This is a genomic window from Streptomyces sp. NPDC015125 (assembly GCF_043080045.1).
Taxonomy (GTDB): Bacteria; Actinomycetota; Actinomycetes; order Streptomycetales; family Streptomycetaceae; genus Streptomyces.
This window is the reverse complement of record NZ_JBIBVF010000001.1, coordinates 911,552-932,782: the sequence shown is the minus strand read 5'-3', so window position 1 is coordinate 932,782 and position 21,231 is coordinate 911,552. Positions and strand designations below refer to the sequence as shown.

Genomic DNA, 21,231 nt, shown 5'->3' with positions numbered 1-21,231 from the left:
TGTCTCAAAGGTAGGTCCGGCTGCCGGAGAGAGCATCAGCCTTCGGGGCCAGTGCAACCCTGGGGATCGTCGGGGTCGCATCCCTGAGATGCCCGTGGCGGCGGCGCAGTCGGCAGCGTGCCCCGGGGACGACCGCCAGGTGCGCCACGGCCACCCCGAGGGTGCCCAGCAGCACCGAGTCGATGTCCGGGACCCGGCCGGGCACCCCTGACTGCAGCAGTTCGATGGCCAGCGCGATCATCGCTCCGGCGAAAGCGGTACGGGTGAGGGACACCAGCGGCGAAACGTTCAGGCGGCCGGCGGAGAGGGGCAGCAGCACCCCCAGGGGCGCCAGCAGCAGCACCGAGCCGCCCAGATGCTGGACGACTTCCCACGACCAGCCGCGCGCCAGCTCGGCCCGGATCGTCGCCAGCGGTTCGAGATTTGCGGCAGGCACCCACGGCACCGTACGGGGACGCAGCGTCAGCCAGGCGACGGTCAGCAGATGCGCCACGAGGAGGAGAAGTCCGGTGACGCGCATACGGGGGGCGGCGGTGGTGCCGGGGCCATGAGGCTGCACACAGGCCAGGACGCCGGGAGTGGGGGCTGTGGTTCCGCACAGTTGCGCCCGTCTTGAGCCGCCCCATCGGTCCTGTCGGCCCGGTCGTGGCGCCCCGTCTTCCCCTCTTCCGGCGACGGGGCACCCTTCTTCCGGCAACGGGTCATCCCCTGCCCGACAAGGGGTCGTCCCTCCTCCGGCAGCAGGTCACCCCTCTTCCGACAAGGGGTCACCCCACCCGGCGTTCTCCGCGATGTCCGGATTGGCCAGCACATCCGCGGAGCAGTCGTAACGGTGCGCCGTATCGTCGCCCGGCCCGCCCAGCACGGCTGCATGGGTGCGGCCCAGCGCCGGGCTCGCGCCGTACGTGCACACCAGCTGGGCGAGCGCGAACGACGGCAGATCGTCCGGCCGGATGCTCAGCCGCAGCGCATCCGCCGGGTCGTCCGCGCGCGGCCCCGTGACCTTGAGGCCCGGGGGCAGCGCGCTGCTGAAACCGGCCTTCTCCTCGTCGGCGGACGGTTTGCGCTGCAGCTCGTGCAGCAGTGCCCGGGCGGTCGGCAGCCGTGGGTCGGCGGCCTTGGACGGGGGAACCGCCCGCTCGACCTGTGCCAGCGCCGAGCCGCACACCAGATACACGGTCGCCTGTGTGCCCGGGCCGGTGTCCGCGCCGGACGAGGCCGAGGGCGCCGGGCTCGCCGGGGCCTTGCAGCTGACCCGTGAGGGCGCGCCGCCCGCGTCGACCGGTACGGACGTGCCCCGGATCCCGCAGCCGGCGGCCGCGAGCGCGAGCACCGCCACGGCGGCGGTGCGCCGTCCTGTCCGCCTGCCCGGCCTCATCGCCCGCCCTCCGTGCCCTCGTCATCGTCGGCCGTGCCGTCGTTCTGCCGGTCGCCGTCCGTCAGAGGGGAGGCGTCCATCGGCAGCCGCAGGGTGAAAACCGCACCGCCCTCGGGGAGGTTGGCCGCGGTGATCTCTCCGCCGTGGATATGCGCGTTCTCCAGCGCGATCGACAGGCCCAGACCGCTGCCCTCCGACCGCGGCCGGGAGGCACTCGCCTTGTAGAAGCGGTCGAAGACGTGCGGGAGGACTTCCTCCGGGATGCCGGGGCCGTGATCCCGCACGCGGATCACCAGCTTTCCGGTCCCGGGCCGCCCCTCGCCCGGCGCCTGCCCGGACCGCTCCGGCCCGCCGTCCTCCGCACCGCCCGCCGGCCCGCCGGCAACATCGGCCTCGGCAGCACCGCCTGGACCGCCGGCACCGCCCGGGCCGCCCGCACCACCCGGACCGCCACCGGCCGAGACGGCCGTGCTGCCCGTCCGGCCCCCGCCGTCGCCCGCCGTGCCTTCCGTACTGACCGAGACCCGCACCGGCGAGCCACCGTGCTTGAGGGCGTTGCCGATCAGATTCGCCAGGATCACATCGAGCCGCCGCGGGTCCAGCCGGGCCACGGTGCCGCGGTCCGCGTCCAGCTCGACCGCGTCCAGCCAGGCCCGGGCGTCGATACAGGCGGTCACCTGGTCGGCGACATCGACATCGTCCAGCACGAGACGGGCCGTGCCCGCGTCGAAGCGGGTGACCTCCATCAGGTTCTCCACGAGTTCGTTGAGCCGCCGGGTCTCGCTGACCACCAGCTGCACGGCAGGCGCGATCATCGGGTCGAGGGAGTCGGCCTCCTCCTCCAGCACCTCCGAGACCGCGGTGATCGCGGTCAGTGGCGTCCGCAGCTCGTGCGACATATCGGCGACGAACCGCCGGGACGCCGCCTCCCGCCCGCTCAGCTCCTCGACCCGGTGCTCCAGACGCTCCGCCGTACGGTTGAACGTCCGGGAGAGGTCGGCGAGTTCATCGGTGCCGGTCACCCGCAGCCGGGTGTCCAGCCGCCCCTCGCCGAGCTGCCGCGCGGCATGCCCCAGCCGCTGTACCGGCCGCAGCACCGTCGTCGCCGCGGCCTGCGCCAGCAGGGCCGAGCCGACCAGCGCGAGCGCCGTGGCGATACCCAGCGACCAGGCGAGTGAGGTGAGGTCCTGCCGCTCGGCGGCCAGGGACTTCATCATGTAGCCGGTGGGACCGCCGCCGATCACCTTTGCCCCGGCGACGAGGTAGGGCGTGTCCTCGACCTGCTTGCGCTGCCAGTAGAGATGGTGGGCGTACTTGTTGGACTCATCGACCGGACGCACCTCGTTGACCGCGCTGCGCAGCTGCCCGGGCACGTTCTTGAGCGTCAGGAGGTCCTTGTCCGTGGTGGCCGCGCAGTCCTTGCCCTCGCGGTCCACGCCTATCAGCAGCACCGCGTAGTTCTGCGGCCCTGCCGCCATCTGCCGGGCGGCATCCTGGAGTTCGGCGCACCGCGGATGCAGCGGCAGCGACCGCGTATTGTCCTCCAGCGCCTTGTGGAAGTCCTTGAGGACGGCGTTTTGCGTGCGGTCCAGAACGGTGTTGCGGTTGAGCCAGTACGCGATGCCCGAAGCGGAGACCGCGGCGGTCAACGCCACCAGCGCAAAGACCACGACCAGCCGTAGCCGCAGACTGGTCCAGCGCAGCAGCCCCGACGGACGGCCCAGCATCCGCAGCACCCGCCGTCCGGCCATGGGCGCACCGGCACCCCCGGCACCCCCGGCCCCGGCACCCGCACCGTCCTCCGTCGTCGCACCGCCCGTGGAACGCTTGCTCACTGCGGCGAGTCCAGCCGGTAGCCGACGCCACGGACCGTACGGATCAGGGTCGGGGAAGACGGTACGTCCTCCACCTTCGCGCGCAGCCGCTGCACACACGCGTCCACCAGGCGCGAGTCGCCGAGGTAGTCGTGCTCCCACACCAGCCGCAGCAACTGCTGCCGGGACAGCGCCTGGCCGGGCCGGCGGCTCAGCTCCAGCAGCAAGCGCAGCTCGGTCGGCGTCAGTTGCAGATCCTCGCCGTTCTTGGTCACCGTCATCGCCGACCGGTCGATCATCAGCGAGCCGAACGTCGCCGAGTCGCTGGACTCGCGCTCGCCACGGCGCAGTACGGCCCGGATCCGGGCGTCCAGCACCCTTCCCTGCACCGGTTTGACGACATAGTCGTCGGCTCCGGACTCCAGCCCCACCACGACATCGATATCGTCGTTACGCGCGGTGAGCAGGATGATGGGCAGCTGGTCCGTACGCCTGATCCGCCGGCACACCTCGAAACCGTCGATGCCCGGCAGCATCACATCCAGCACGATCAGGTCCGGGCGCTGCTCGCGCAGCAGTTTCAGGCCGTCCTCGCCCGTCGCCGCGGTCACCACACGGTGACCCTGGCGCGACAGCGAGAGTTCGAGGGCCGTGCGGATGGCGTCGTCGTCCTCGATCAGCAACAGGAAAGGCACATCAGCCATTCTGGCCCATGGGACGCCCGGAGATCGACCAGTGGCGCTCTCGTACACAAGGCCCGCACGCGTGAGGTGCCCGCGACGCGCCGCACCAGCCCCTGTGACAGGCCTGTGACAGTCGGCGGACAACGCGATGAAACTGGGTTGGCAGTCTTTGGGGCGTCGGGAGAGATCAACACCCGAACAGCACCGAACGAACCGAACGAGCTGGCTCTACGACGGGGGGCGCGAGATGAACACACTGCACGGCACCACTACCAGCGCAGTTATCACGCGGCTCCATGACGTCGCCAGGACCGGCGAGAAGTCCGGTGCCGGACGGGTGTGCAGCCGCAGCATCGGGCGACAGCGGCCGCCGTACATGGTGGCCATCGACGCCACGACGGTCACGCTGGGCGTGGCCGACGGGGAAAACCGGGGGCACGGGGGTAACGCCGCCCACGGGGGAGACAACGGGGGATCGGAGTACAGGGAGGACACGGGGGAACGGCGCTCCGCGTCGGAGACGGCCGAGGCCGAAGCGGCCTTCACCGCCTACGTCCAGGAGCGCCGCGCCTCCCTGTACGCCACCGCCTACCACCTGACCGGTGACCGCTACGAGGCCGAGGACCTGCTGCAGAGCGCGCTGTTCTCGACGTACCGGGCGTGGGACCGGATCAGCGACAAGGCGGCGCTCGGCGGCTATCTGCGCCGCACCATGACGAATCTGCACATCAGCGCCTGGCGTCGGCGCAAGCTCAACGAGTACCCGACCGAGGAACTGCCGGAGACGGCGGCCGACGTGGACGCGATGCGCGGCACCGAGCTGCGCGCCGTGCTGTGGCAGGCGCTGGTCCGGCTGCCCGAGACGCAGCGCACGATGCTGGTGCTGCGCTACTACGAAGGCCGTACGGACCCGGAGATCGCGGACATTCTCGACATCAGTGTCGGCACGGTGAAGTCGAGCATCTGGCGCGCCCTGCGCCGGCTGCGCGAGGACGAGGTCCTCAGCTTCGGCCGTGACCAGGAAGAGTCCTTCGGCGAGCTGGTGGCCTGAGGATCGGGGGAGCCCGCGGGGGAGCCGGGGGAAAAGCCCGAGGGGGTAAAGGGGAAATAGGGGACACGGGGGAACCGGCGGAAACGGAGTAGATCCGAACAAGCCGGACGTATCAGGGGATACGGGGGATACGGGGAAAGTACGGGGGTACGGGGGAAGAGGAAGCGGGTTCGGGCGGCCGGGGGGTCTGCCCGAACCCGCTTCTTCGTGTGCGCCGCCCCGGTCCCGGGTGCGGCCCGTCTGTGGGCCGGCCTCGCCCTACGCGTCCACCACGTCCGCCGCCCGCGCCGCCGATATGCGGGCCAGGGCCTCGGGCTTGGCGCAGGGGTACGCGCCCAGCGCGGTGAGCCGGGCGACGACGGACCGCTCGTTGCGCAGCAGACGCAGCCCCCGGCGGACGAGGTACGGGGCCGGCTTGCGGCCCTCGCGCAGATCCCGCGCCAGTCGGCGGCGGAAGGTGGTGGTGGGGTGGCCGCGCAGGCACAGCGCGTCGGCCAGCAGTCCCGCCGCACGGCAGTCCGCGATGACGTCGGCGGCAAAGATGCCCTCCGCGATGAAGAGCGGGGCCCCGCCGAGGTCGAGCCCCGACACGCCGACCCGGGCGCTGGCCGCGATGTCGTAGACCGGAACGTCGGTGCGCCCCGAACGGCACAGCGCGTCGATGGCCGCGACCGCGGCGCGGGCGTCCCAGGACAGCGGTGCGTCCCAGTCGGCGCCGCCGCCGTCGGGCAACTGCGGCAGTGTCGGGTCCGTCCCCTCCTTGTAGAAGTCGTCGAGACGGAGGACGGGCAGTCCGCTGTGTGCGGCCAGGGACGTCTTGCCGGAGCCCGAGGGGCCGGTCAGCAGAATGACCCGGGCGCGGGTGCCTCCCTGCTCATGGGGGTCCCCCCGCTCGCGCGAAGCCGAGGGCGGGGGAGGGGGCGAGAGCGTGGGGGAGGGCGGCTGGGTGCGGGAGTGGGAGGTCACGGGCACCCATTGTCGCGTATGGGGCCGTGTGGGGTACCCCTGGCGCGCAAGGTGGATCGACCCTCCCGCCTCAACTACGCTACGGAGTCAATCGATTACCCGACAGCTCTCGCTCGTGCAGCGCTTCGACCCCTTCGAATCCCCAGGCAGGTGCCCATGCCCTCCCATGCACGTCTCAAGCCCAGCCGTATTCCGCGCACTTTGCTGCGGGCAGGGCTGGTGATCTCCGCGGCCGGTGCCGCGATCGCGGCGGGCGGTGCGGCAACGGCGTCCGCCGCGCCCGCGGCCGCGGAACGCCCCACCGACACCGGCGCCACCGCCTCGGCACTGACCGGCGCACTGCTGAACTCCGCGGCCGGCGGCCTCGGCACGGTCAAGAACCTCCCGGTGAACCCGCTGGCCAATACCCCCGTCGACCCACTGGCCAACGCCGTCAGCACCCAGATCGCCGACTTCAAGCCGGTGAGCACGACGCTGCTGACCGGTGCCCTCTCGAAGGGCGGCGCGCTCAAGGACCTGCCGCTGGTGGGGCCGTTGACGAGGGTGCTGCCGGGCTGAGGGGGCGCGGGCGGCGGGCGCTGACGAGGGTGCCGCCTGGCCACGGGCCGGTGCCGACGTGCCTGGCTGGCGGCCCGCACGTGCGGGGGTGCTGACCCGACGGCCCTCGGCCGCCCGGCCGGTCGCGCCCGCCGCCGTGCCCGTCGCCCCCGCTGCTGCGCGGGTCAGCGCCCGTGGAAGGCCGTGACCATCGCCTCCATGTCGTCCTGGAACGAACAACACAGCGCAAGCCACGAGCCGTCGACGAAGACCAGATCGAAGCGGCCGCGGGGGAACGTCATGCGCGGCCTGGGCCGCAGCTCCGCGATGTTCGAGAGCTGAATCTGGGCCGCGACTTCCAGCTCCGGCTCGCGCTCCCGCCAGCCGGTGGCCTGGTCCGTCAGCACGAACAGCCGCCGGTCGGTGAGCGCCTGGTGCCGGGGCGAGCCGCCCGCGTTGGTGACCTGGACGAGGAACCGGCCGGCCATGCTGGTCCAGCTGCCCTCCATGGGCTTGCCGTACATCATCCGCGTGGTGGCGTCGTCGAGGGCGTCCTCGATGTTCTCCTGGGCCTCGTTCAGGTTCTCCGCGAGGTTTCCGGCCGCGCGCGTCAGCCGGTTGTTGACCAGCCCGTTGTCGAGCAGCCGGCCGCCGGCCGACCGGCTGTTGGCCGCCCCGCCGGCCGCCTCGCCGCCCGTCCCGCCGGACGGCTGCGACGCTTTGTCGAGGACCTTGCCCAGTGCCCCCAGGAGCCCCTTCGCGCGCGGCGTCGACCGCTTCCGGGGGGCGCGCAGGTGGGCGGGGAGGAACGGGAGATCCGGGTACACCTGGTACTCCCGGGCCTCCCACAGCACCTCGCCGGGGTGGAGGAACCGGCGGCAGGGCGTTGCGTGGTCGATCTTCGGCACGTGATCAGCTTCCTTGGTCCATGTGATCAGACGCCTTGGTCGAAGGTGGCGACGAACCCCTCCATGCGCTCGCGCTGCAGGCTGCCCAGGGCGATCCACGATCCGTCGACGAAGGCGGCATCGAACCGTCCCTTGCTGATGACCTTCGAATGGGCCGTGAGCCGGGCGATGTTCGTACGGGGCACCGCCACTCCGAAATCCCACTGCGGGGTGGGGTTCCGCCAGCTCGTGTTGTGGTCCACGAGCAGGATCAGCCGGCGGTCGGTCAGCGCCTGGCGCCCGGGCTCGCCGCCCGCCAGGCCGATCGCGGCATTCTCGACCCGGTCGCTGACGCGATCCGCGGTCCGGATCAACGGGTTGTTGACCACTCGACTGCTGCCCATGGCCTCCAGCGGACGGCTCACCTTGCCCAGCACGCTCCCCAGCGCGCCCCGTACCCGCTGTTCGAGCGCTGACGGAGGGGGCGGGGTACGCGGCGTGCGCAACTGGGCGGGGACGGAGGGCAGCGCCGAGTTTGGCCAGTAGTTCGAGGCGGCGATCAGCCTTTCCCCTGGCTGGAGGAAGGGCTGGAAACAGTCGCGGTAGTCCGGCCTCATCCGGCGCGGCTCCTCTCGTTGGGTGCGGTGCTCGGCCGAACGGGTAGTCGGGATCGCGGGGTTGCCGGGCTACGGCCGGGCGGGAGGACCGGTCACTACGGGAAGACCGGTCAATCGTAGTTAAAGATGCGGACAGCAGTGCGGGGCCCTGCCAAAAGGCCGGGCCCCGCACGGGCATGAGTGACGGCACGTCATCAGGCCGTCGGAGTGGTCCTAAACGCCCATCGGATGCCACACCGTCTTCGTCTCCAGGAAGCTCAGCAGACGGCCGGTGCCGGGGTCGGCGGTCCAGTTCACCGTCCCCGGGCGGAGCACCCGCTTGAGGTTGTCGGCCGCGGCCTGCTCCAGCTCCGTCGCCAGCTCCTCGCCGGCGCCCGCGAGATCGAGGGCGTTGACGTCCTGGTGAGCGGCGAGCGGAGCGCCCAGCTCCGCCGTACGGCCCGAGAGGATGTTGACCACACCGCCCGGGAGGTCGGACGTGGCGAGCACCTCGGCCAGCGAGAGGGCGGGCAGCGGGGCACCCTCGGCGGCCGCCACGACCACCGTGTTGCCGGTGACGATCGCGGGGGCGATCACCGAGACCAGGCCGAGGAAGGACGAGTCCTGGGGGGCCAGGACGGCGACCACACCGGTCGGCTCGGGGGAGGACAGGTTGAAGTACGGGCCGGCCACCGGGTTGGCGCCGCCGGCGATCTGGGCGACCTTGTCGGACCAGCCCGCGTACCAGACCCAGCGGTCGATCGCCGCGTCCACCTGGGCCGTGGCCTTCGCCTTCGACAGGCCCTCGGCGGCGGCCACCTCCGCCACGAACTGGTCGCGGCGGCCCTCCAGCATCTCGGCGACGCGGTAGAGGATCTGCCCGCGGTTGTAGGCCGTGGCGCCCGACCAGCCGCCGAACGCCTTGCGGGCGGCGACCACCGCGTCCCGGGCGTCCTTGCGGGAGGCCAGCGGCGCGTTGGCGAGCCATGTGCCCTTGGAGTCGGTCACCTCGTACACCCGCCCGCTCTCGGACCGGGGGAACTTGCCCCCGACGTACAGCTTGTAGGTCTTGAGCACACTCAAGCGGTCAACGGTGTTCATCAGCGCGCGCCCTCCGGGCTCGACGGGGCGAGGTACGCCTCCAGACCGTGCCGGCCGCCTTCGCGGCCGTAGCCCGACTCCTTGTAGCCGCCGAAGGGCGAGGCCGGGTCGAACTTGTTGAACGTGTTGGACCAGATGATGCCCGCGCGCAGCTTGTTCGCCATCCACAGCATCCGCGAGCCCTTCTCCGTCCAGATGCCGGCGGAGAGCCCGTACGGGGTGTTGTTGGCCTTCTCCACGGCCTCCGCGGGGGTGCGGAAGGTCAGCACGGACAGCACCGGGCCGAAGATCTCCTCGCGGGCGATGCGGTGCGCCTGGGTGACACCGGTGAACAGGGTCGGGGCGAACCAGTAGCCGGCGGCGGGCAGTTCGCAGGACGGCGACCAGCGCTCGGCGCCCTCGGCCTCGCCCGCGTCGGCCAGCGCGGTGATCCGGGCCAGCTGCTCGGCGGAGTTGATGGCGCCGATGTCGGTGTTCTTGTCGAGCGGGTCGCCCACGCGCAGGGTCTGCATCCGGCGCTTGAGCGCGTCCAGCAGCTCGTCCTGGACCGACTCCTGGACCAGCAGGCGCGAGCCCGCGCAGCAGACGTGGCCCTGGTTGAAGAAGATGCCGTTGACGATGCCCTCGACGGCCTGGTCGAGCGGGGCGTCGTCGAAGACGATGTTCGCCGCCTTGCCGCCCAGTTCGAGGGTGACCTTCTTGTCGGTGCCGGCGACCGTACGGGCGATGGCCTTGCCGACCTCGGTGGAGCCGGTGAAGGCGACCTTGTTGATGTCGGGGTGCCCGACCAGCGAGGCGCCCGTGGAGCCGTCGCCGGTGAGGATGTTGACGACGCCCTTGGGCAGGCCCGCCTGGCGGCAGATGTCCGCGAAGAACAGGGCGGACAGCGGGGTCGTCTCGGCGGGCTTGAGGACCACGGTGTTGCCGGTCGCCAGCGCCGGGGCGATCTTCCACGCGAGCATGAGCAGGGGGAAGTTCCAGGGGATGACCTGGCCGGCGACGCCCAGGGGGCGCGGGTTGGTGCCGTACCCGGCGTGGTCGAGCTTGTCGGCCCAGCCCGCGTAGTAGAAGAAGTGCGCGGCGACCAGCGGCAGGTCGGCGTCCCGGGACTCGCGGATCGGCTTGCCGTTGTCGAGCGACTCCAGCACGGCCAGCTCGCGCGAGCGCTCCTGGAGGAGCCGGGCGATCCGGAAGAGGTACTTGGCCCGCTCGGCGCCGGGCAGCGCGGACCACTTCTCGAAGGCCTTGCGGGCGGCCTTCACGGCGCGGTCGACGTCCTCGGCGCTCGCCTGGGCGACCTCGGAGAGGACCTCCTCGGACGACGGGGAGACGGTCTTGAAGACCTTGCCGTCGGAGGCCGGGGCGAACTCGCCGTCGATGAACAGGCCGTAGGACGGCGCGATGTCGACGACCGCGCGGGACTCGGGTGCGGGTGCGTAATCGAAGGTCATGGGAGCCTCAGTCCACCGTGACGTAGTCGGGGCCGGAGTAGCGGCCGGTGCTGAGCTTCTGGCGCTGCATCAGCAGGTCGTTCAGGAGGCTGGAGGCGCCGAAGCGGAACCAGTCGGCGGTCAGCCAGGGCTCGCCGAGCGTCTCGTTGACCATGACCAGGTACTTGATCGCGTCCTTGGTCGTCCGGATACCGCCGGCCGGCTTCACCCCGACCTGGACGCCGGTCGCGGCGTGGAAGTCACGGACCGCCTCCAGCATCAGGAGGGTGACCGGCGGGGTGGCGTTGACGGCGACCTTGCCGGTGGAGGTCTTGATGAAGTCGGCGCCCGCGAGCATCGCCAGCCAGGAGACCCGGCGGACGTTGTCGTACGTCTGGAGCTCGCCGGTCTCGAAGATGACCTTCAGATGCGCGGCACTGCCTCCCCCAGTCTCCGACCGGGAGGTGCCCCCAGGGCGGGCGCAGGCCTCCTTGACGGCCTTGATCTCCTCGAAGACGTCCATGTAGCGGCCGGAGAGGAAGGCGCCCCGGTCGATCACCATGTCGATCTCGTCGGCGCCGGCCGCGACCGCGTCCCGGGTGTCGGCGAGCTTGACCGGGAGCGCGGCGCGGCCGGCCGGGAAGGCGGTGGCGACGGACGCGACGTGGATACCGGAGTCGCCGAGCGCCTCCTTGGCCGTGGCGACCATGTCCGGGTAGACGCAGATCGCCGCGACGCGGGGGGCGGTGCGGTCCGTGGGATCCGGGTGGACGCCCTTGGCGCACAGCGCCCGGACCTTGCCCGGGGTGTCCGCGCCTTCGAGGGTCGTCAGGTCGATCATCGACATGGCGAGATCGATGGCGTACGCCTTCGCCGTCGTCTTGATCGAGCGGGTGCCGAGGGTGGCGGCGCGGGCCTCGAGGCCGACCGCGTCGACGCCGGGGAGGCCGTGGAGGAAGCGGCGCAGCGCACCGTCGTCGGCGGTCACGTCCGCCATTGACGCCAGACGCCCCGCGGCTTCCTTGCCGTATGCGGGAACAGTGATGGGCATGGTCACGAGGTGAGCATATCTACGCGCGTAGCGCCATGTCATCCCCTTCGGCTGTCCGAATCCGGCCGGGCGAGGGCGGGGAAGAGGGGGAGCCGGCGGCCCAACATGCCCGGTTACAGGTGCCGGACGCGACCGTACCCGCTACCCGGGACGCTCCCCGCCCCGCGCGCGAATGATGCCGTAACGCAATGTCCGGCATCCGGACGGTCAGGCAGAATCGGCGGCATGACGAGCCAGGACCGGTCCACCCCACCCCAGCAGCAGTACGCGGAACGCAGCTACCGCTCGCCCGCGGCCCTCGCGGGCGGCGTACTGCTCCTCCTGCTCGGCGGCTGGCTCGGCGGCGACGCGCTGCTGCGGGGCGCCGCGCACACCAAGCTCATGGCGGTCTTCGCGCTGCTCCTCGGTGTGCCGCTGGTGGTCGCCTACACCCTGCGGCCGCTGGTGCGGGCGGGCGATGACCGGCTGACGGTGCGCAATCCGTTCCGTACGGTCACGCTGCCGTGGGGCGCGGTGGAGACGCTGCGCGCGGCGTTCTCGACCGAGGCGGTCAGCAGCGCCGGCACGACGTACCAGCTGTGGGCGATCCCGGTCTCGCTGCGGCAGCGGAAGAAGGCCGGCCGGCAGGCGCGGCAGGGCGCCACGCCCGGGCCCCGGTTCGGACCGCACGCCGATGCCGGCGACGGCGGCCCGGTGCCGCGCGCCATGGCCGACCAGGCCCTCGCAGAGCTCCGCGAGGTCCAGGAACGCGCCGTGGACCGCGAGAGCGCCCAGGGCGAACCGGTGGAGCGCTGGGCGTACGCGATCATCGCGCCGATCGTGGTGGGCGCGGCCGGGCTTGCCGTGATGGTGGCGCTGTAAGGGCGGCGCTCTTCGCCCCGCCCCTCAGCTCCTCCCCGACAACCCTTCAGATCCCGGCCGCCGCCGCCATGTCCCGCTTGAGGGAAGCCAGCGCCGCGGCGGCCTTCGCCCGGGCCTCGGGCAGCGCCTCGGGAGAGGCCACCGGGACCACGACCTCCAGATAGCACTTGAGCTTGGGCTCGGTGCCGCTGGGACGGACCACCACGCGGGCGGCCTCGATACCGGCCTCCGGCGAGCCGGACAGGTAGTAGCGCAGCCCGTCGGTCGGCGGCAGCGTCTCCGTACCCCGGTTGAGGTCGTCGGCCCGGGTCACGGCCAGGCCCGCGAGCGTGGCCGGCGGCTGCGCGCGCAGGGTGCGCATCGCGTCGGCGATCAGCGACAGATCCTCGACGCGGACCGAGAGCTGGTCGGTGGCGTGCAGCCCGAATTCCAGCGCGAGGTCGTCGAGCAGGTCGGTGAGGGTGCGCCCGGACTGCTTGAGCTCCGCGGCCAGCTCGGTGATCAGCAGCGCAGCGGTGATGCCGTCCTTGTCGCGCACACCCTGAGGGTCGACGCAGTAGCCGAGCGCCTCCTCGAAGGCGTACCGCAGCCCGTCCACCCGCGCCAGCCACTTGAAGCCGGTCAGCGTCTCCTCGTACGGGAGCGACGAGGCGGCCGCGATACGGGACATCAGCTGCGAGGAGACGATGGTCGTCGCGAAGGTGCCGGACGCGCGCTTGCTGACCAGATGGGCGGCGAGCAGCGCGCCGACCTCGTCGCCGCGCAGCATCCGCCAGCCGTCCGGCGTACCGGGGTCGGGGACGGCGACGGCGCAGCGGTCCGCGTCGGGGTCGTTGGCGATCACGATGTCGGCGTCCGGGGCCCGGTCGCGGGCGGTGGCGAACGCGAGGTCCATCGCGCCCGGCTCCTCCGGGTTGGGGAAGGCGACCGTCGGGAAGTCCGGGTCCGGCTCGGCCTGTTCCGCAACGACCACCGGGGCCGGGAACCCGGCCCGGGCGAAGGCGGCGACGAGGGTGTCCCGGCCGACGCCGTGCATCGGTGTGTAGACGACCTTCGTGTCCCGGGGGGAGCCGGGGGTCAGCACCGCGTCCGTACGCGCCAGGTAGGCGTTCAGGACCGCCTCGTCGAGGGTTTCCCAGCCGGCCGCGGGGCGCGGTACGCCGGCCAGCGGGCCGACCGCGGCGATCTCGGCGGCGATCTCGCCGTCCGCGGGCGGCACGATCTGTGAACCGTCGCCCAGGTAGACCTTGTAGCCGTTGTCGCGCGGCGGGTTGTGGCTGGCGGTGACCTCGACGCCCGCGACCGCGCCCAGGTGCCTTATCGCGAAGGCCAGGACCGGGGTGGGCAGCGGGCGCGGCAGTACCGCGGCGCGCAGGCCCGCGCCGACCATCACGGCCGCCGTGTCGCGGGCGAAGTCGGCGCTCTTGTGGCGGGCGTCGTAGCCGACGACGACCAGCCCGGCGCCGTCGCCCTGCGCCTTGAGGTACGCGGCGAGACCGGCCGCCGCCCGGATGACCACGGAGCGGTTCATCCGCATCGGGCCCGCGCCCAGCTCCCCGCGCAGCCCGGCGGTGCCGAACTGGAGAGTGCCGGCGAACCGCGCGGCCAGCTCGGCCGCGATCCGGTCGTCGCCGGCGGCGGCCTCGATGAGCTTGGACAGCTCCTCCCGGGTCTCCGGGTCGGGGTCCTCGGCCAGCCATGCCTGGGCCCGGTTGATCAGCTCCGCGGGATCGGTAGCCACGTGATGCTCCTGACGGTGGATGCGGGTGGGGGCGCGCTGGGGGGCAGCTGCCGGGGGAGGACCCCGCCCGGCTCGTCACGCATACCCGTTGCGCGCGCGAGGGGAGCCGCAGAACCGGCCAATGCCACTGGATGGCAGCGTGCGGGGGACGGCGGCGCCGCACGGCGGGGCGGGCCGGCCGGCGGCCCGGGCGGTGCGGTGGTGACGGCGGCGGGGCGGTGGTGACGGCGGCGGGGCGGCCCGGCGGGTGTCGCACACCCGCCGTGGCCGTCGCCCGTCGTCACCCTGGGCCCGGCGCCAAGGTGCCGAGGTGCCGGGGTGCCGGGGTGCCGGGGTGCCGGGGTGCCTCAGAGCTTGCCGAGCACCTGGGCGAGCAGGCTGCCCATCCGGGTCGCGGAGTCGCGACCGGCCTGCAGCACCTCTTCGTGGTTGAGCGGCTCGCCCGTCATACCGGCGGCGAGGTTCGTCACCAGGGACAGCCCGAGCACCTCGGCGCCGGCCTCCCGCGCCGCGATGGCCTCCAGGACCGTGGACATCCCGACCAGGTCGGCGCCCAGCGTCCGGATCATCTTGATCTCGGCCGGGGTCTCGTAGTGCGGGCCGGGGAACTGGGCGTAGACGCCCTCCTCCAGGCTCGGGTCGACCTCCTTGCACAGCGCGCGCAGCCGCGGCGAGTACAGGTCGGTCAGATCGACGAAGTTCGCGCCGGCGATCGGGGAGGTGGCGGTCAGGTTGAGGTGGTCGCTGATGAGGACCGGCTGGCCGGGGCGCATGCCCTCGCGCAGACCGCCGCACCCGTTGGTGAGCACGATGGTCTTGCAGCCGGCCGCGGCGGCGGTACGGACGCCGTGCGCGACCGCGGCGACACCACGGCCCTCGTAGTAGTGCGTACGGCCCAGGAAGACCAGCGCCCGCTTCTCGCCGACCCGGTACGAGCGGATCGTGCCGCCGTGTCCGGCGACGGCCGGCGGCGGGAAGCCGGGCAGCTCGGTGACGGGGAATTCGTGCTCGGGCGCGCCCAGGGCCTCGGCGGCCGGCGCCCAGCCGGAGCCCATCACCAGGGCGACGTCATGGGTCTCGGCGCCGGTCAGCTGGCGCAGACGGGCGGCGGCGTCGGCGGCGGCACCCTGCGGGTCGCGCGCGATGTCCGGGGTAACAGATGCGTTCACGCGGACGAGGGTAGCCGGTAATCCCCTACGCGCGTAGATGTCTCTGCTCACGGTACCGGGATCGTTGTCTTGTTGCTTTTGCCAAAGGTGTCGCCCCGGGCGCGTCGCGACACCCGTACGGCGGCGCGTCCGGTGGTGTGCCCATCGGTGCGCCCGGCGGCGCGTCCGCTCCGGACGCCCGTCAGCAGGGCCGCTTGCGCAGCTCCATCACATAGTCGTGCGGTGCGCCCGCCGACTCCGCGGCGTCCGCGATCTCGCCCAGATAGCGGGCGGACGGCAGGCCGCCCTCATAGCCGTTGAGGACGTAGATCCACGCCGTCTCGTCGCCGTCGAGGGTGTGCACCCGCACCCGCATCCGGCGGTAGATGTCCATGCCCACGCCCTCCCAGCGGTCCATGGACTCCTCGTCCATGGGCGCGATGTCGTAGAGCGCGACGAAGAGCTGGGAGACCGGGTCCTCGACGACCGTCGCCAGCGCGCCTTCCCAGCCCATCTGCTCGCCGCCGAAGGTGAGCCGCCAGCCGTCCAGCCAGCCGGTGCCGCGCAGCGGCGAGTGCGGTGCGCGGCGGGACATCAGCCGCGCGTCGAGGTTGCCGGCGTACGCGGCGTAGAGCGACATGGTTCCGAGGGTACGGGAGGTTGACCGTCGGGCTCGTGGTACCCGAGGTTCGCACAAGAGGCCTGGCCGGGCGCGCCCCGGCTGCCCGTGAAGGACTCCGGCCCGCCCCCCGGGGGAGAGCGGCGTACGGGTGTGCGGGACAATGGAGTACGTGACTCGGATCGTGATCATCGGTGGCGGACCCGGCGGATACGAAGCGGCCCTGGTGGCCGCCTCTCTCGGCGCGGAGGTGACCGTCGTCGACTGCGACGGTCTGGGCGGGGCGTCGGTGCTGACCGACTGCGTGCCGTCGAAGACTCTTATCGCCACGGCCGAGGTGATGACCACCTTCGATTCGTCGTACGAAGAGCTCGGCATCATCGTCGAAGACGACACGCCGCACATCGACCGGCCCGCCCGGGTCGTCGGCGTCGACCTCGGCAAGGTCAACCGACGGGTCAAGCGCCTCGCGCTCGCCCAGTCGCACGACATCACCGCCTCCGTGACCCGGGCCGGCGGCCGGGTCATGCGCGGTCGCGGCCGGCTGGAGCCGGGGCAGGCGCCGGACGGCTCCCGCAAGGTGACGGTCACCGCCGCCGACGGCACGACCGAGGGCCTGATCGCGGACGCGGTGCTGATCGCCACCGGCGCGCACCCCCGCGAGATCCCCGACGCGCTCCCCGACGGCGAGCGGATCCTGAACTGGACGCAGGTCTACGACCTCGACGAACTGCCCGAAGAGCTGATCGTGGTCGGCTCCGGTGTCACCGGTGCCGAGTTCGCCGGCGCCTACCAGGCGCTCGGCTCCCGCGTCACCCTCGTCTCCTCCCGTGACCGCGTGCTGCCGGGCGAGGACCCGGACGCGGCCGCCGTCCTGGAGGACGTCTTCCGCCGCCGCGGCATGAACGTCATGTCGCGCTCCCGGGCCCAGTCCGCCAAACGGGTCGGCGACCGCGTCGAGGTCACCCTGGCCGACGGCCGCACGATCTCCGGTACGCACTGCCTGATGGCGGTCGGCTCCATCCCCAACACCGAGGGCATCGGCCTGGAAGCGGCCGGCGTGAAGCTCAAGGAGTCCGGCCACGTCTGGACCGACAAGGTCTCCCGCACCACCGCCCCGGGGGTGTACGCGGCCGGTGACTGCACCGGCATCTTCGCGCTGGCGTCCGTCGCCGCGATGCAGGGCCGGATCGCGATGTACCACTTCCTCGGCGACGCGGTCACGCCGCTGAACCTCAAGACCGTCTCCGCGAACGTCTTCACCGACCCGGAGATCGCCACCGTCGGCTACTCCCAGGCCGACGTCGACAGCGGCAGGATCGACGCCCGCGTCGTGAAGCTCCCGCTGCTGCGCAACCCGCGCGCCAAGATGCAGGGCATCCGCGACGGCTTCGTGAAGCTGTTCTGCCGCCCCGGTACCGGCATCGTCGTCGGCGGTGTGGTCGTCTCCCCGCGCGCCAGTGAGCTGATCCACCCCATCTCGATCGCGGTCGACAACAATCTGACCGTCGAGCAGATCGCCAATACGTTCACGGTCTACCCCTCGCTGTCCGGTTCGATCGCCGAGGTCGCCCGTCAGCTGCACATCCGCAAGACGGCCGGCGAGTAGCCGGTGAGTCGCCGGCAATGAGGCGATAAACGGACGACAGCGGTCGGGCGATTGAAATCTTTGTGCCACCGCTGAGCACTGGGGATGAAATGTCCCTGCCGCGGCCCGGCGGCCGGTCCGGCCCGCCGGACCGTCGTCGCAGTGGCCGTGCACGGCGGCTGACCAGGCGCCAAGCGGGTCGCACCGGGCGGCCGTTCGACATCCGCGCGACATATGCACACCGCATACCACGTCACGCTCCGCGGTGCGTAGAACTTCCGTTAATTGGTGCAACCTGCTGAAAACAGACGGTCGTTGGCGTTACTGTCAGTTTCGTGTTCGCTGCAGAACGTCGCCAATTGATCCTTGAAATGGTGCGCGCCAATGGAGCCGTATCGCTCCGGGAGCTCGCCCGCGTCGTCCAGACCTCCGAAGTAACCGTACGGCGGGACGTGCGGGCGCTGGAGGCAGAAGGACTGCTCGACCGCCGACACGGCGGTGCGGTCCTGCCGGGAGGCTTTACTCGCGAATCCGGATTCCCACAGAAATCCCATCTAGCGACCGCGGAGAAAACGGCCATCGCCGATCTCGCGGCCGGCTTCGTCGAAGAGGGCGAGGCCATTGTCGTCGGCGCCGGAACGACCACCCAGGAGCTGGCCCGCCGGCTCGCCCGGGTCCCCGGTCTGACCGTCGTCACCAACTCTCTGCTGGTCGCCCAGGCGTTGGCCCATGCCAACCGCGTCGAGGTCGTGATGACCGGCGGCACCCTACGCGGCTCCAACTATGCGCTGGTCGGCAGCGGTGCCGAGCAGTCCCTCCAGGGCCTGCGGGTGTCCCGCGCCTTCCTGTCGGGCAGTGGTCTGACCGCCGAGCGCGGTCTGTCCACCTCCAACATGCTCTCCGCCAGCGTCGACCGGGCGCTGGTGCAGGCGGCCGGGGAGGTGGTGGTGCTCGCCGACCACACCAAGCTCGGGTCCGACACGATGTTCCAGACCGTGCCGACGGACGTGATCACGCGACTCGTCACGGACGAGCCACCGGGCCACGACGACCGCGCCGCAACGGAGCTGCAGGCGCTGGCCGACCAGGGCGTGCAGATCGCCGTCGCCGGCGGCCCGGCCGCGGGCCGCGGGCCGGGGCAGCCCGGGACGGACGGAGGTGCCGGGGACCGAAGAGGCCCCCGGCGGGACGTCCCGCTGCCGGGCCAGCGGCGCAGCCATGCGCCGGGCGGCGGGGGCGGCGGACCACAGCTCCGGTCGGCCACACCCCTGTCCGAGGCCTCGGGCGGCCGGGTCGCCGATCTGGCCCCGCGGCGGCGCTGACCACAGGAGCCGGAGGCGCGCCGAACGGGCGCGCCGCCCCGGCGCCAGGGCCGATCGCGGGGCTCCGTAGACGCTCCGCGGCCTCCGGACGGGACGGCCGCAGGCGGCCTCTCGTCAGGGAGGCCTCCGGACCGGCCCTACCGGTTCCGACGGGGCGTCGTCACACCCCCAGCGGCCAACTCCTAGAGGCCAACCAGGGAGTGTCTCCCTCTAGCGGTTCCGCTCGCCCTTCAGCCCGCTCAGGGTGAGGGTCAGCAGCCGGTCGGCGAGCTGGGGGTCGTCCGGGGATTCCTCGACGGCCAGTGCGATGCCGTTGGTCAGCTGCATCAGATCGCTGATGCTCACATCGGGGCGTACCGCCCCGGCCTGCTGGGCGCGGGTCAGCAGCGCATCGCCGGCCTCCCGCATCGGCACGCTGCACCGCGCCATCCCCGAGCTGTCGTCCGCCGATGCCGTCATCAGCGCGCGCGACAGCCCGCGGTAGGTGCTGGCGTGGGTGATGATCGCGCGCAGCCATTCGACCAGCGCGGCGCACGGTTGCGGTGCGTCGGCGAGCTCTCTGGCGTGCGTCAGCAGGGCGTCCACCTCGCCCTGGAAGACCGCGCCCATCAGGGCGGTCCGGTTGGGGAAGTGGCGGTAGAGGGTGCCGATGCCGACACCGGCGCGGCGCGCGATGTCCTCCAGCGAGGTGTCCGTGCCGTGCTCGGTGAAGGCCGTACGGGCCTCGGTCAGCAGCCGCTCGTAGTTGCGGCGTGCATCGGCCCGCATGGGGCGCACGTCCGGTGTCCGCGCCGGTCCGGTCGCCACCGGACCCCGCGCCGACTGCCGCTGCCCTGCCGTCTCGGTCGCCATCGCCGTCCTCCCTCGACCGGGCCGGTTGCGGCCCGGTGGGTCCAGGATGCCATTGTGCGCTCGGGGGGTGACTCGGTGCCGTGTGCACGTGATGGGCGGAGCGGCCCCGCAGGCTTCCTTGAACCGGCCCGCCCGCCCACTGGGTGGACGTGCAGAAGAGGCCCGATGAAGCCCCGGCGTACCCCGGGGGTCGCGCGGTCGAACTCCGCAGGGGGGCCGCAACGCCCCGCCGCGCGTAGTCATCAAACCAGGCGCAACGAGTTCTTCCGGGGCCTTCCGGAGGCTCTGGAATACGCCGTGACGGACCGCCGGGGAAGCGGAGCGCGGCGCGGAACACCTGGGGAAGAGTCATGGGACTGACCAGCCGATCGCTGTTCTATGCCGTGGCCGCGGTCGCCGTGGTCTGTGTGGGGCTCACGCTCTGGCTGTGGCCGCGGTTCGCCGGGCGCGGGCCGCGGGCGCTGCTGGGGCGGCTGGGGGTGATCGCCGGGACGCAGCTGGCCATCGTGGCGGCGCTCGGCCTGGCCGTGAATGCCAACTTCCAGTTCTACGGCTCCTGGCACGAGCTGCTCGGGCTGTACGACGATGCGCCGGCCGCCGTCGGCAAATGGGGCGATGCGGGAACGGCCGGGCCCGCCGGCGACCCGTCGAAGGGCCTGGTGCAGGCCTCGGGGGCGGACGGGCTGGACAAGGTGCACGGTCTGCCGAAGGGGGAGCCGTCCCTGGTGGGCAAGGTCGAGTCGGTACGGATCGTCGGCAAGCGGACCCGGGCGGTGGACCCGGCGTACGTCTACCTGCCGCCGCAGTACTTCCAGCCCCAGTACGCCCGCCAGCGGTTCCCCGTCGTCGTCGCGCTCAGCGGCTATCCGGGCGGCACCTTCCTGCTGGGCCAGCACCTGCGGCTGCCGCAGACCGCCGGCCGGCTGATCCGGGAAGGCCGGATGCAGCCGACCGTCATCGTGATGCTGCGGCCCACCATCGCGCCGCCGCGCGACACCCAGTGCGTCGATGTGCCGGGCGGCCCGCAGGCCGAGACCTTCTTCGCCCGCGATGTGCCGGAGGCGCTGAAGTCCCGCTACCGCGTCGGCCACGACCCCGGCGGCTGGGGCGTCATGGGTTACTCCTCGGGCGGCAGCTGTGCCCTCCAGCTCGCCATGCGGCACGACCGTACGTACACCTCGGCGGCCGCCCTCTCGCCCGACTACAAGGTCAGCAACGATCCCACGACCGGCAACCTCTTCGGCGAGGGCCCGGGCCGGGTCCGCAGCCGCCAGGAGCACGACCTGATGTGGCGGCTGCGGCATCTGCCCGCTCCCCAGGTGGACGTCCTGGTGGGCACGAGCCGCACCGGCGAGAAGAACTACCCGGCGGCCCGGGCCTTCCTCGCCGCGGTCAAGCCCCCGATGAAGGCGGACTCGATCGTCCTCGCCCACGGCAGCCACAACTTCGCCACCTGGCGGCGTGAACTGCCCGCCGCACTGGAGTGGATGAGCCGGTCGCTGAGCTTCCCGGAGGACGTGGTGGGCAACTCGTAGCCGGGTGGGAACGGACGCGAGGGGCCCCGGCCGGTGCCGGGAGCCCCTCGTGCGCTGACGGGATGCCGTCG

General features: G+C 72.2%; 20 protein-coding genes. 6 read left to right on the top strand and 14 right to left on the bottom strand.

All coding sequences use genetic code 11. The features are described from left to right. Positions 1-4: 4 nt before the first annotated feature. The 4 genes from ACF088_RS04045 to afsQ1 all read right to left on the bottom strand — a co-directional run bounded on the left by ACF088_RS04045 (position 5) and on the right by afsQ1 (position 3,887). The gene (locus ACF088_RS04045) at positions 5-559 is read right to left on the bottom strand and encodes a VanZ family protein (RefSeq protein ID WP_392373784.1); all 555 of its coding nucleotides are present in this window, start codon (positions 557-559) and stop codon (positions 5-7) included. Positions 560-745: 186 nt separating this feature from the next. After that, the gene (locus ACF088_RS04040; RefSeq protein WP_392373783.1) at positions 746-1,378 is read right to left on the bottom strand and encodes a hypothetical protein; all 633 of its coding nucleotides are present in this window, start codon (positions 1,376-1,378) and stop codon (positions 746-748) included. Then, positions 1,375-3,213 carry an ATP-binding protein gene (locus ACF088_RS04035; RefSeq protein ID WP_392373782.1) on the bottom strand — a complete coding sequence of 613 codons (1,839 nt, stop codon included), beginning with the start codon at positions 3,211-3,213 and terminating at the stop codon, positions 1,375-1,377. The genes ACF088_RS04040 and ACF088_RS04035 overlap by 4 nt, the downstream gene beginning before the upstream one ends. Then, complete coding sequence (afsQ1, locus tag ACF088_RS04030) at positions 3,210-3,887, bottom strand: two-component system response regulator AfsQ1 (RefSeq protein ID WP_048830120.1); 678 nt, start codon at positions 3,885-3,887, stop codon at positions 3,210-3,212. The genes ACF088_RS04035 and afsQ1 overlap by 4 nt, the downstream gene beginning before the upstream one ends. A gap of 235 nt (positions 3,888-4,122) precedes the next feature. Here afsQ1 and ACF088_RS04025 point away from each other — a divergent pair, with 235 nt between their 5' ends. Then, positions 4,123-4,926, top strand: a complete 804-nt coding sequence (locus tag ACF088_RS04025; RefSeq protein ID WP_392373781.1) for a SigE family RNA polymerase sigma factor — start codon at positions 4,123-4,125, stop codon at positions 4,924-4,926. Positions 4,927-5,184: 258 nt separating this feature from the next. Here the strand turns inward: ACF088_RS04025 and ACF088_RS04020 are convergent, their stop codons facing one another. Beyond that, a complete protein-coding gene (locus ACF088_RS04020) occupies positions 5,185-5,775 on the bottom strand; it encodes an ATP-binding protein (RefSeq protein WP_392373995.1) in 591 nt (196 codons plus the stop codon). Between the two features lie 273 nt (positions 5,776-6,048). On the opposite strand from ACF088_RS04020, the gene ACF088_RS04015 reads away from it, so the two are divergent. Next, entirely contained in the window at positions 6,049-6,450 is a 402-nt protein-coding gene (locus tag ACF088_RS04015; RefSeq protein ID WP_392373780.1) for a hypothetical protein, read from the top strand. A 164-nt stretch (positions 6,451-6,614) separates the two neighbouring features. Here the strand turns inward: ACF088_RS04015 and ACF088_RS04010 are convergent, their stop codons facing one another. The 5 genes from ACF088_RS04010 to deoC form a co-directional block, all read right to left on the bottom strand. Then, on the bottom strand, positions 6,615-7,337 hold the full coding sequence (locus tag ACF088_RS04010) for a hypothetical protein (protein WP_392373779.1): 723 nt from the start codon (positions 7,335-7,337) through the stop codon (positions 6,615-6,617). A 26-nt stretch (positions 7,338-7,363) separates the two neighbouring features. Further along, positions 7,364-7,933, bottom strand: coding sequence for a hypothetical protein (locus ACF088_RS04005; RefSeq protein WP_392373778.1), 570 nt, complete (start codon positions 7,931-7,933; stop codon positions 7,364-7,366). A 213-nt stretch (positions 7,934-8,146) separates the two neighbouring features. Next, positions 8,147-9,013, bottom strand: coding sequence for an aldehyde dehydrogenase family protein (locus tag ACF088_RS04000; RefSeq protein WP_392373777.1), 867 nt, complete (start codon positions 9,011-9,013; stop codon positions 8,147-8,149). After that, on the bottom strand, positions 9,013-10,464 hold the full coding sequence (locus ACF088_RS03995) for an aldehyde dehydrogenase family protein (protein ID WP_392373776.1): 1,452 nt from the start codon (positions 10,462-10,464) through the stop codon (positions 9,013-9,015). Before ACF088_RS03995 ends, ACF088_RS04000 begins: the two co-directional genes overlap by 1 nt. Before the next feature lie 7 nt (positions 10,465-10,471). Continuing rightward, positions 10,472-11,494 (bottom strand): deoxyribose-phosphate aldolase, encoded by a 1,023-nt coding sequence (deoC, locus tag ACF088_RS03990; protein WP_392373994.1) that lies wholly within the window; start codon positions 11,492-11,494, stop codon positions 10,472-10,474. Positions 11,495-11,719: 225 nt separating this feature from the next. On the opposite strand from deoC, the gene ACF088_RS03985 reads away from it, so the two are divergent. Then, positions 11,720-12,355, top strand: coding sequence for a PH domain-containing protein (locus ACF088_RS03985; RefSeq protein WP_392373775.1), 636 nt, complete (start codon positions 11,720-11,722; stop codon positions 12,353-12,355). Positions 12,356-12,401: 46 nt separating this feature from the next. On the opposite strand, the gene ACF088_RS03980 is transcribed toward ACF088_RS03985, so the two are convergent. The 3 genes from ACF088_RS03980 to ACF088_RS03970 form a co-directional block, all read right to left on the bottom strand. Beyond that, the gene (locus ACF088_RS03980; protein WP_392373774.1) at positions 12,402-14,096 is read right to left on the bottom strand and encodes a phospho-sugar mutase; all 1,695 of its coding nucleotides are present in this window, start codon (positions 14,094-14,096) and stop codon (positions 12,402-12,404) included. A gap of 347 nt (positions 14,097-14,443) precedes the next feature. Then, complete coding sequence (locus tag ACF088_RS03975; protein WP_392373773.1) at positions 14,444-15,265, bottom strand: purine-nucleoside phosphorylase; 822 nt, start codon at positions 15,263-15,265, stop codon at positions 14,444-14,446. 181 nt (positions 15,266-15,446) lie between these two features. Then, positions 15,447-15,884: a gamma-glutamylcyclotransferase gene (locus ACF088_RS03970; RefSeq protein WP_392373772.1), complete on the bottom strand. Its 438-nt coding sequence runs from the start codon at positions 15,882-15,884 to the stop codon at positions 15,447-15,449. Positions 15,885-16,026: 142 nt separating this feature from the next. Between ACF088_RS03970 and ACF088_RS03965 the strand changes: the two genes are divergently transcribed. Further along, on the top strand, positions 16,027-17,472 hold the full coding sequence (locus ACF088_RS03965) for an NAD(P)H-quinone dehydrogenase (RefSeq protein ID WP_392373771.1): 1,446 nt from the start codon (positions 16,027-16,029) through the stop codon (positions 17,470-17,472). Between the two features lie 314 nt (positions 17,473-17,786). After that, on the top strand, positions 17,787-18,773 hold the full coding sequence (locus ACF088_RS03960) for a DeoR/GlpR family DNA-binding transcription regulator (RefSeq protein WP_392373770.1): 987 nt from the start codon (positions 17,787-17,789) through the stop codon (positions 18,771-18,773). 210 nt (positions 18,774-18,983) lie between these two features. Here the strand turns inward: ACF088_RS03960 and ACF088_RS03955 are convergent, their stop codons facing one another. Beyond that, positions 18,984-19,625: a TetR/AcrR family transcriptional regulator gene (locus ACF088_RS03955; protein WP_392373769.1), complete on the bottom strand. Its 642-nt coding sequence runs from the start codon at positions 19,623-19,625 to the stop codon at positions 18,984-18,986. Positions 19,626-19,975: 350 nt separating this feature from the next. On the opposite strand from ACF088_RS03955, the gene ACF088_RS03950 reads away from it, so the two are divergent. Then, positions 19,976-21,160 (top strand): alpha/beta hydrolase, encoded by a 1,185-nt coding sequence (locus ACF088_RS03950; protein ID WP_392373768.1) that lies wholly within the window; start codon positions 19,976-19,978, stop codon positions 21,158-21,160. Positions 21,161-21,231 lie beyond the last annotated feature (71 nt).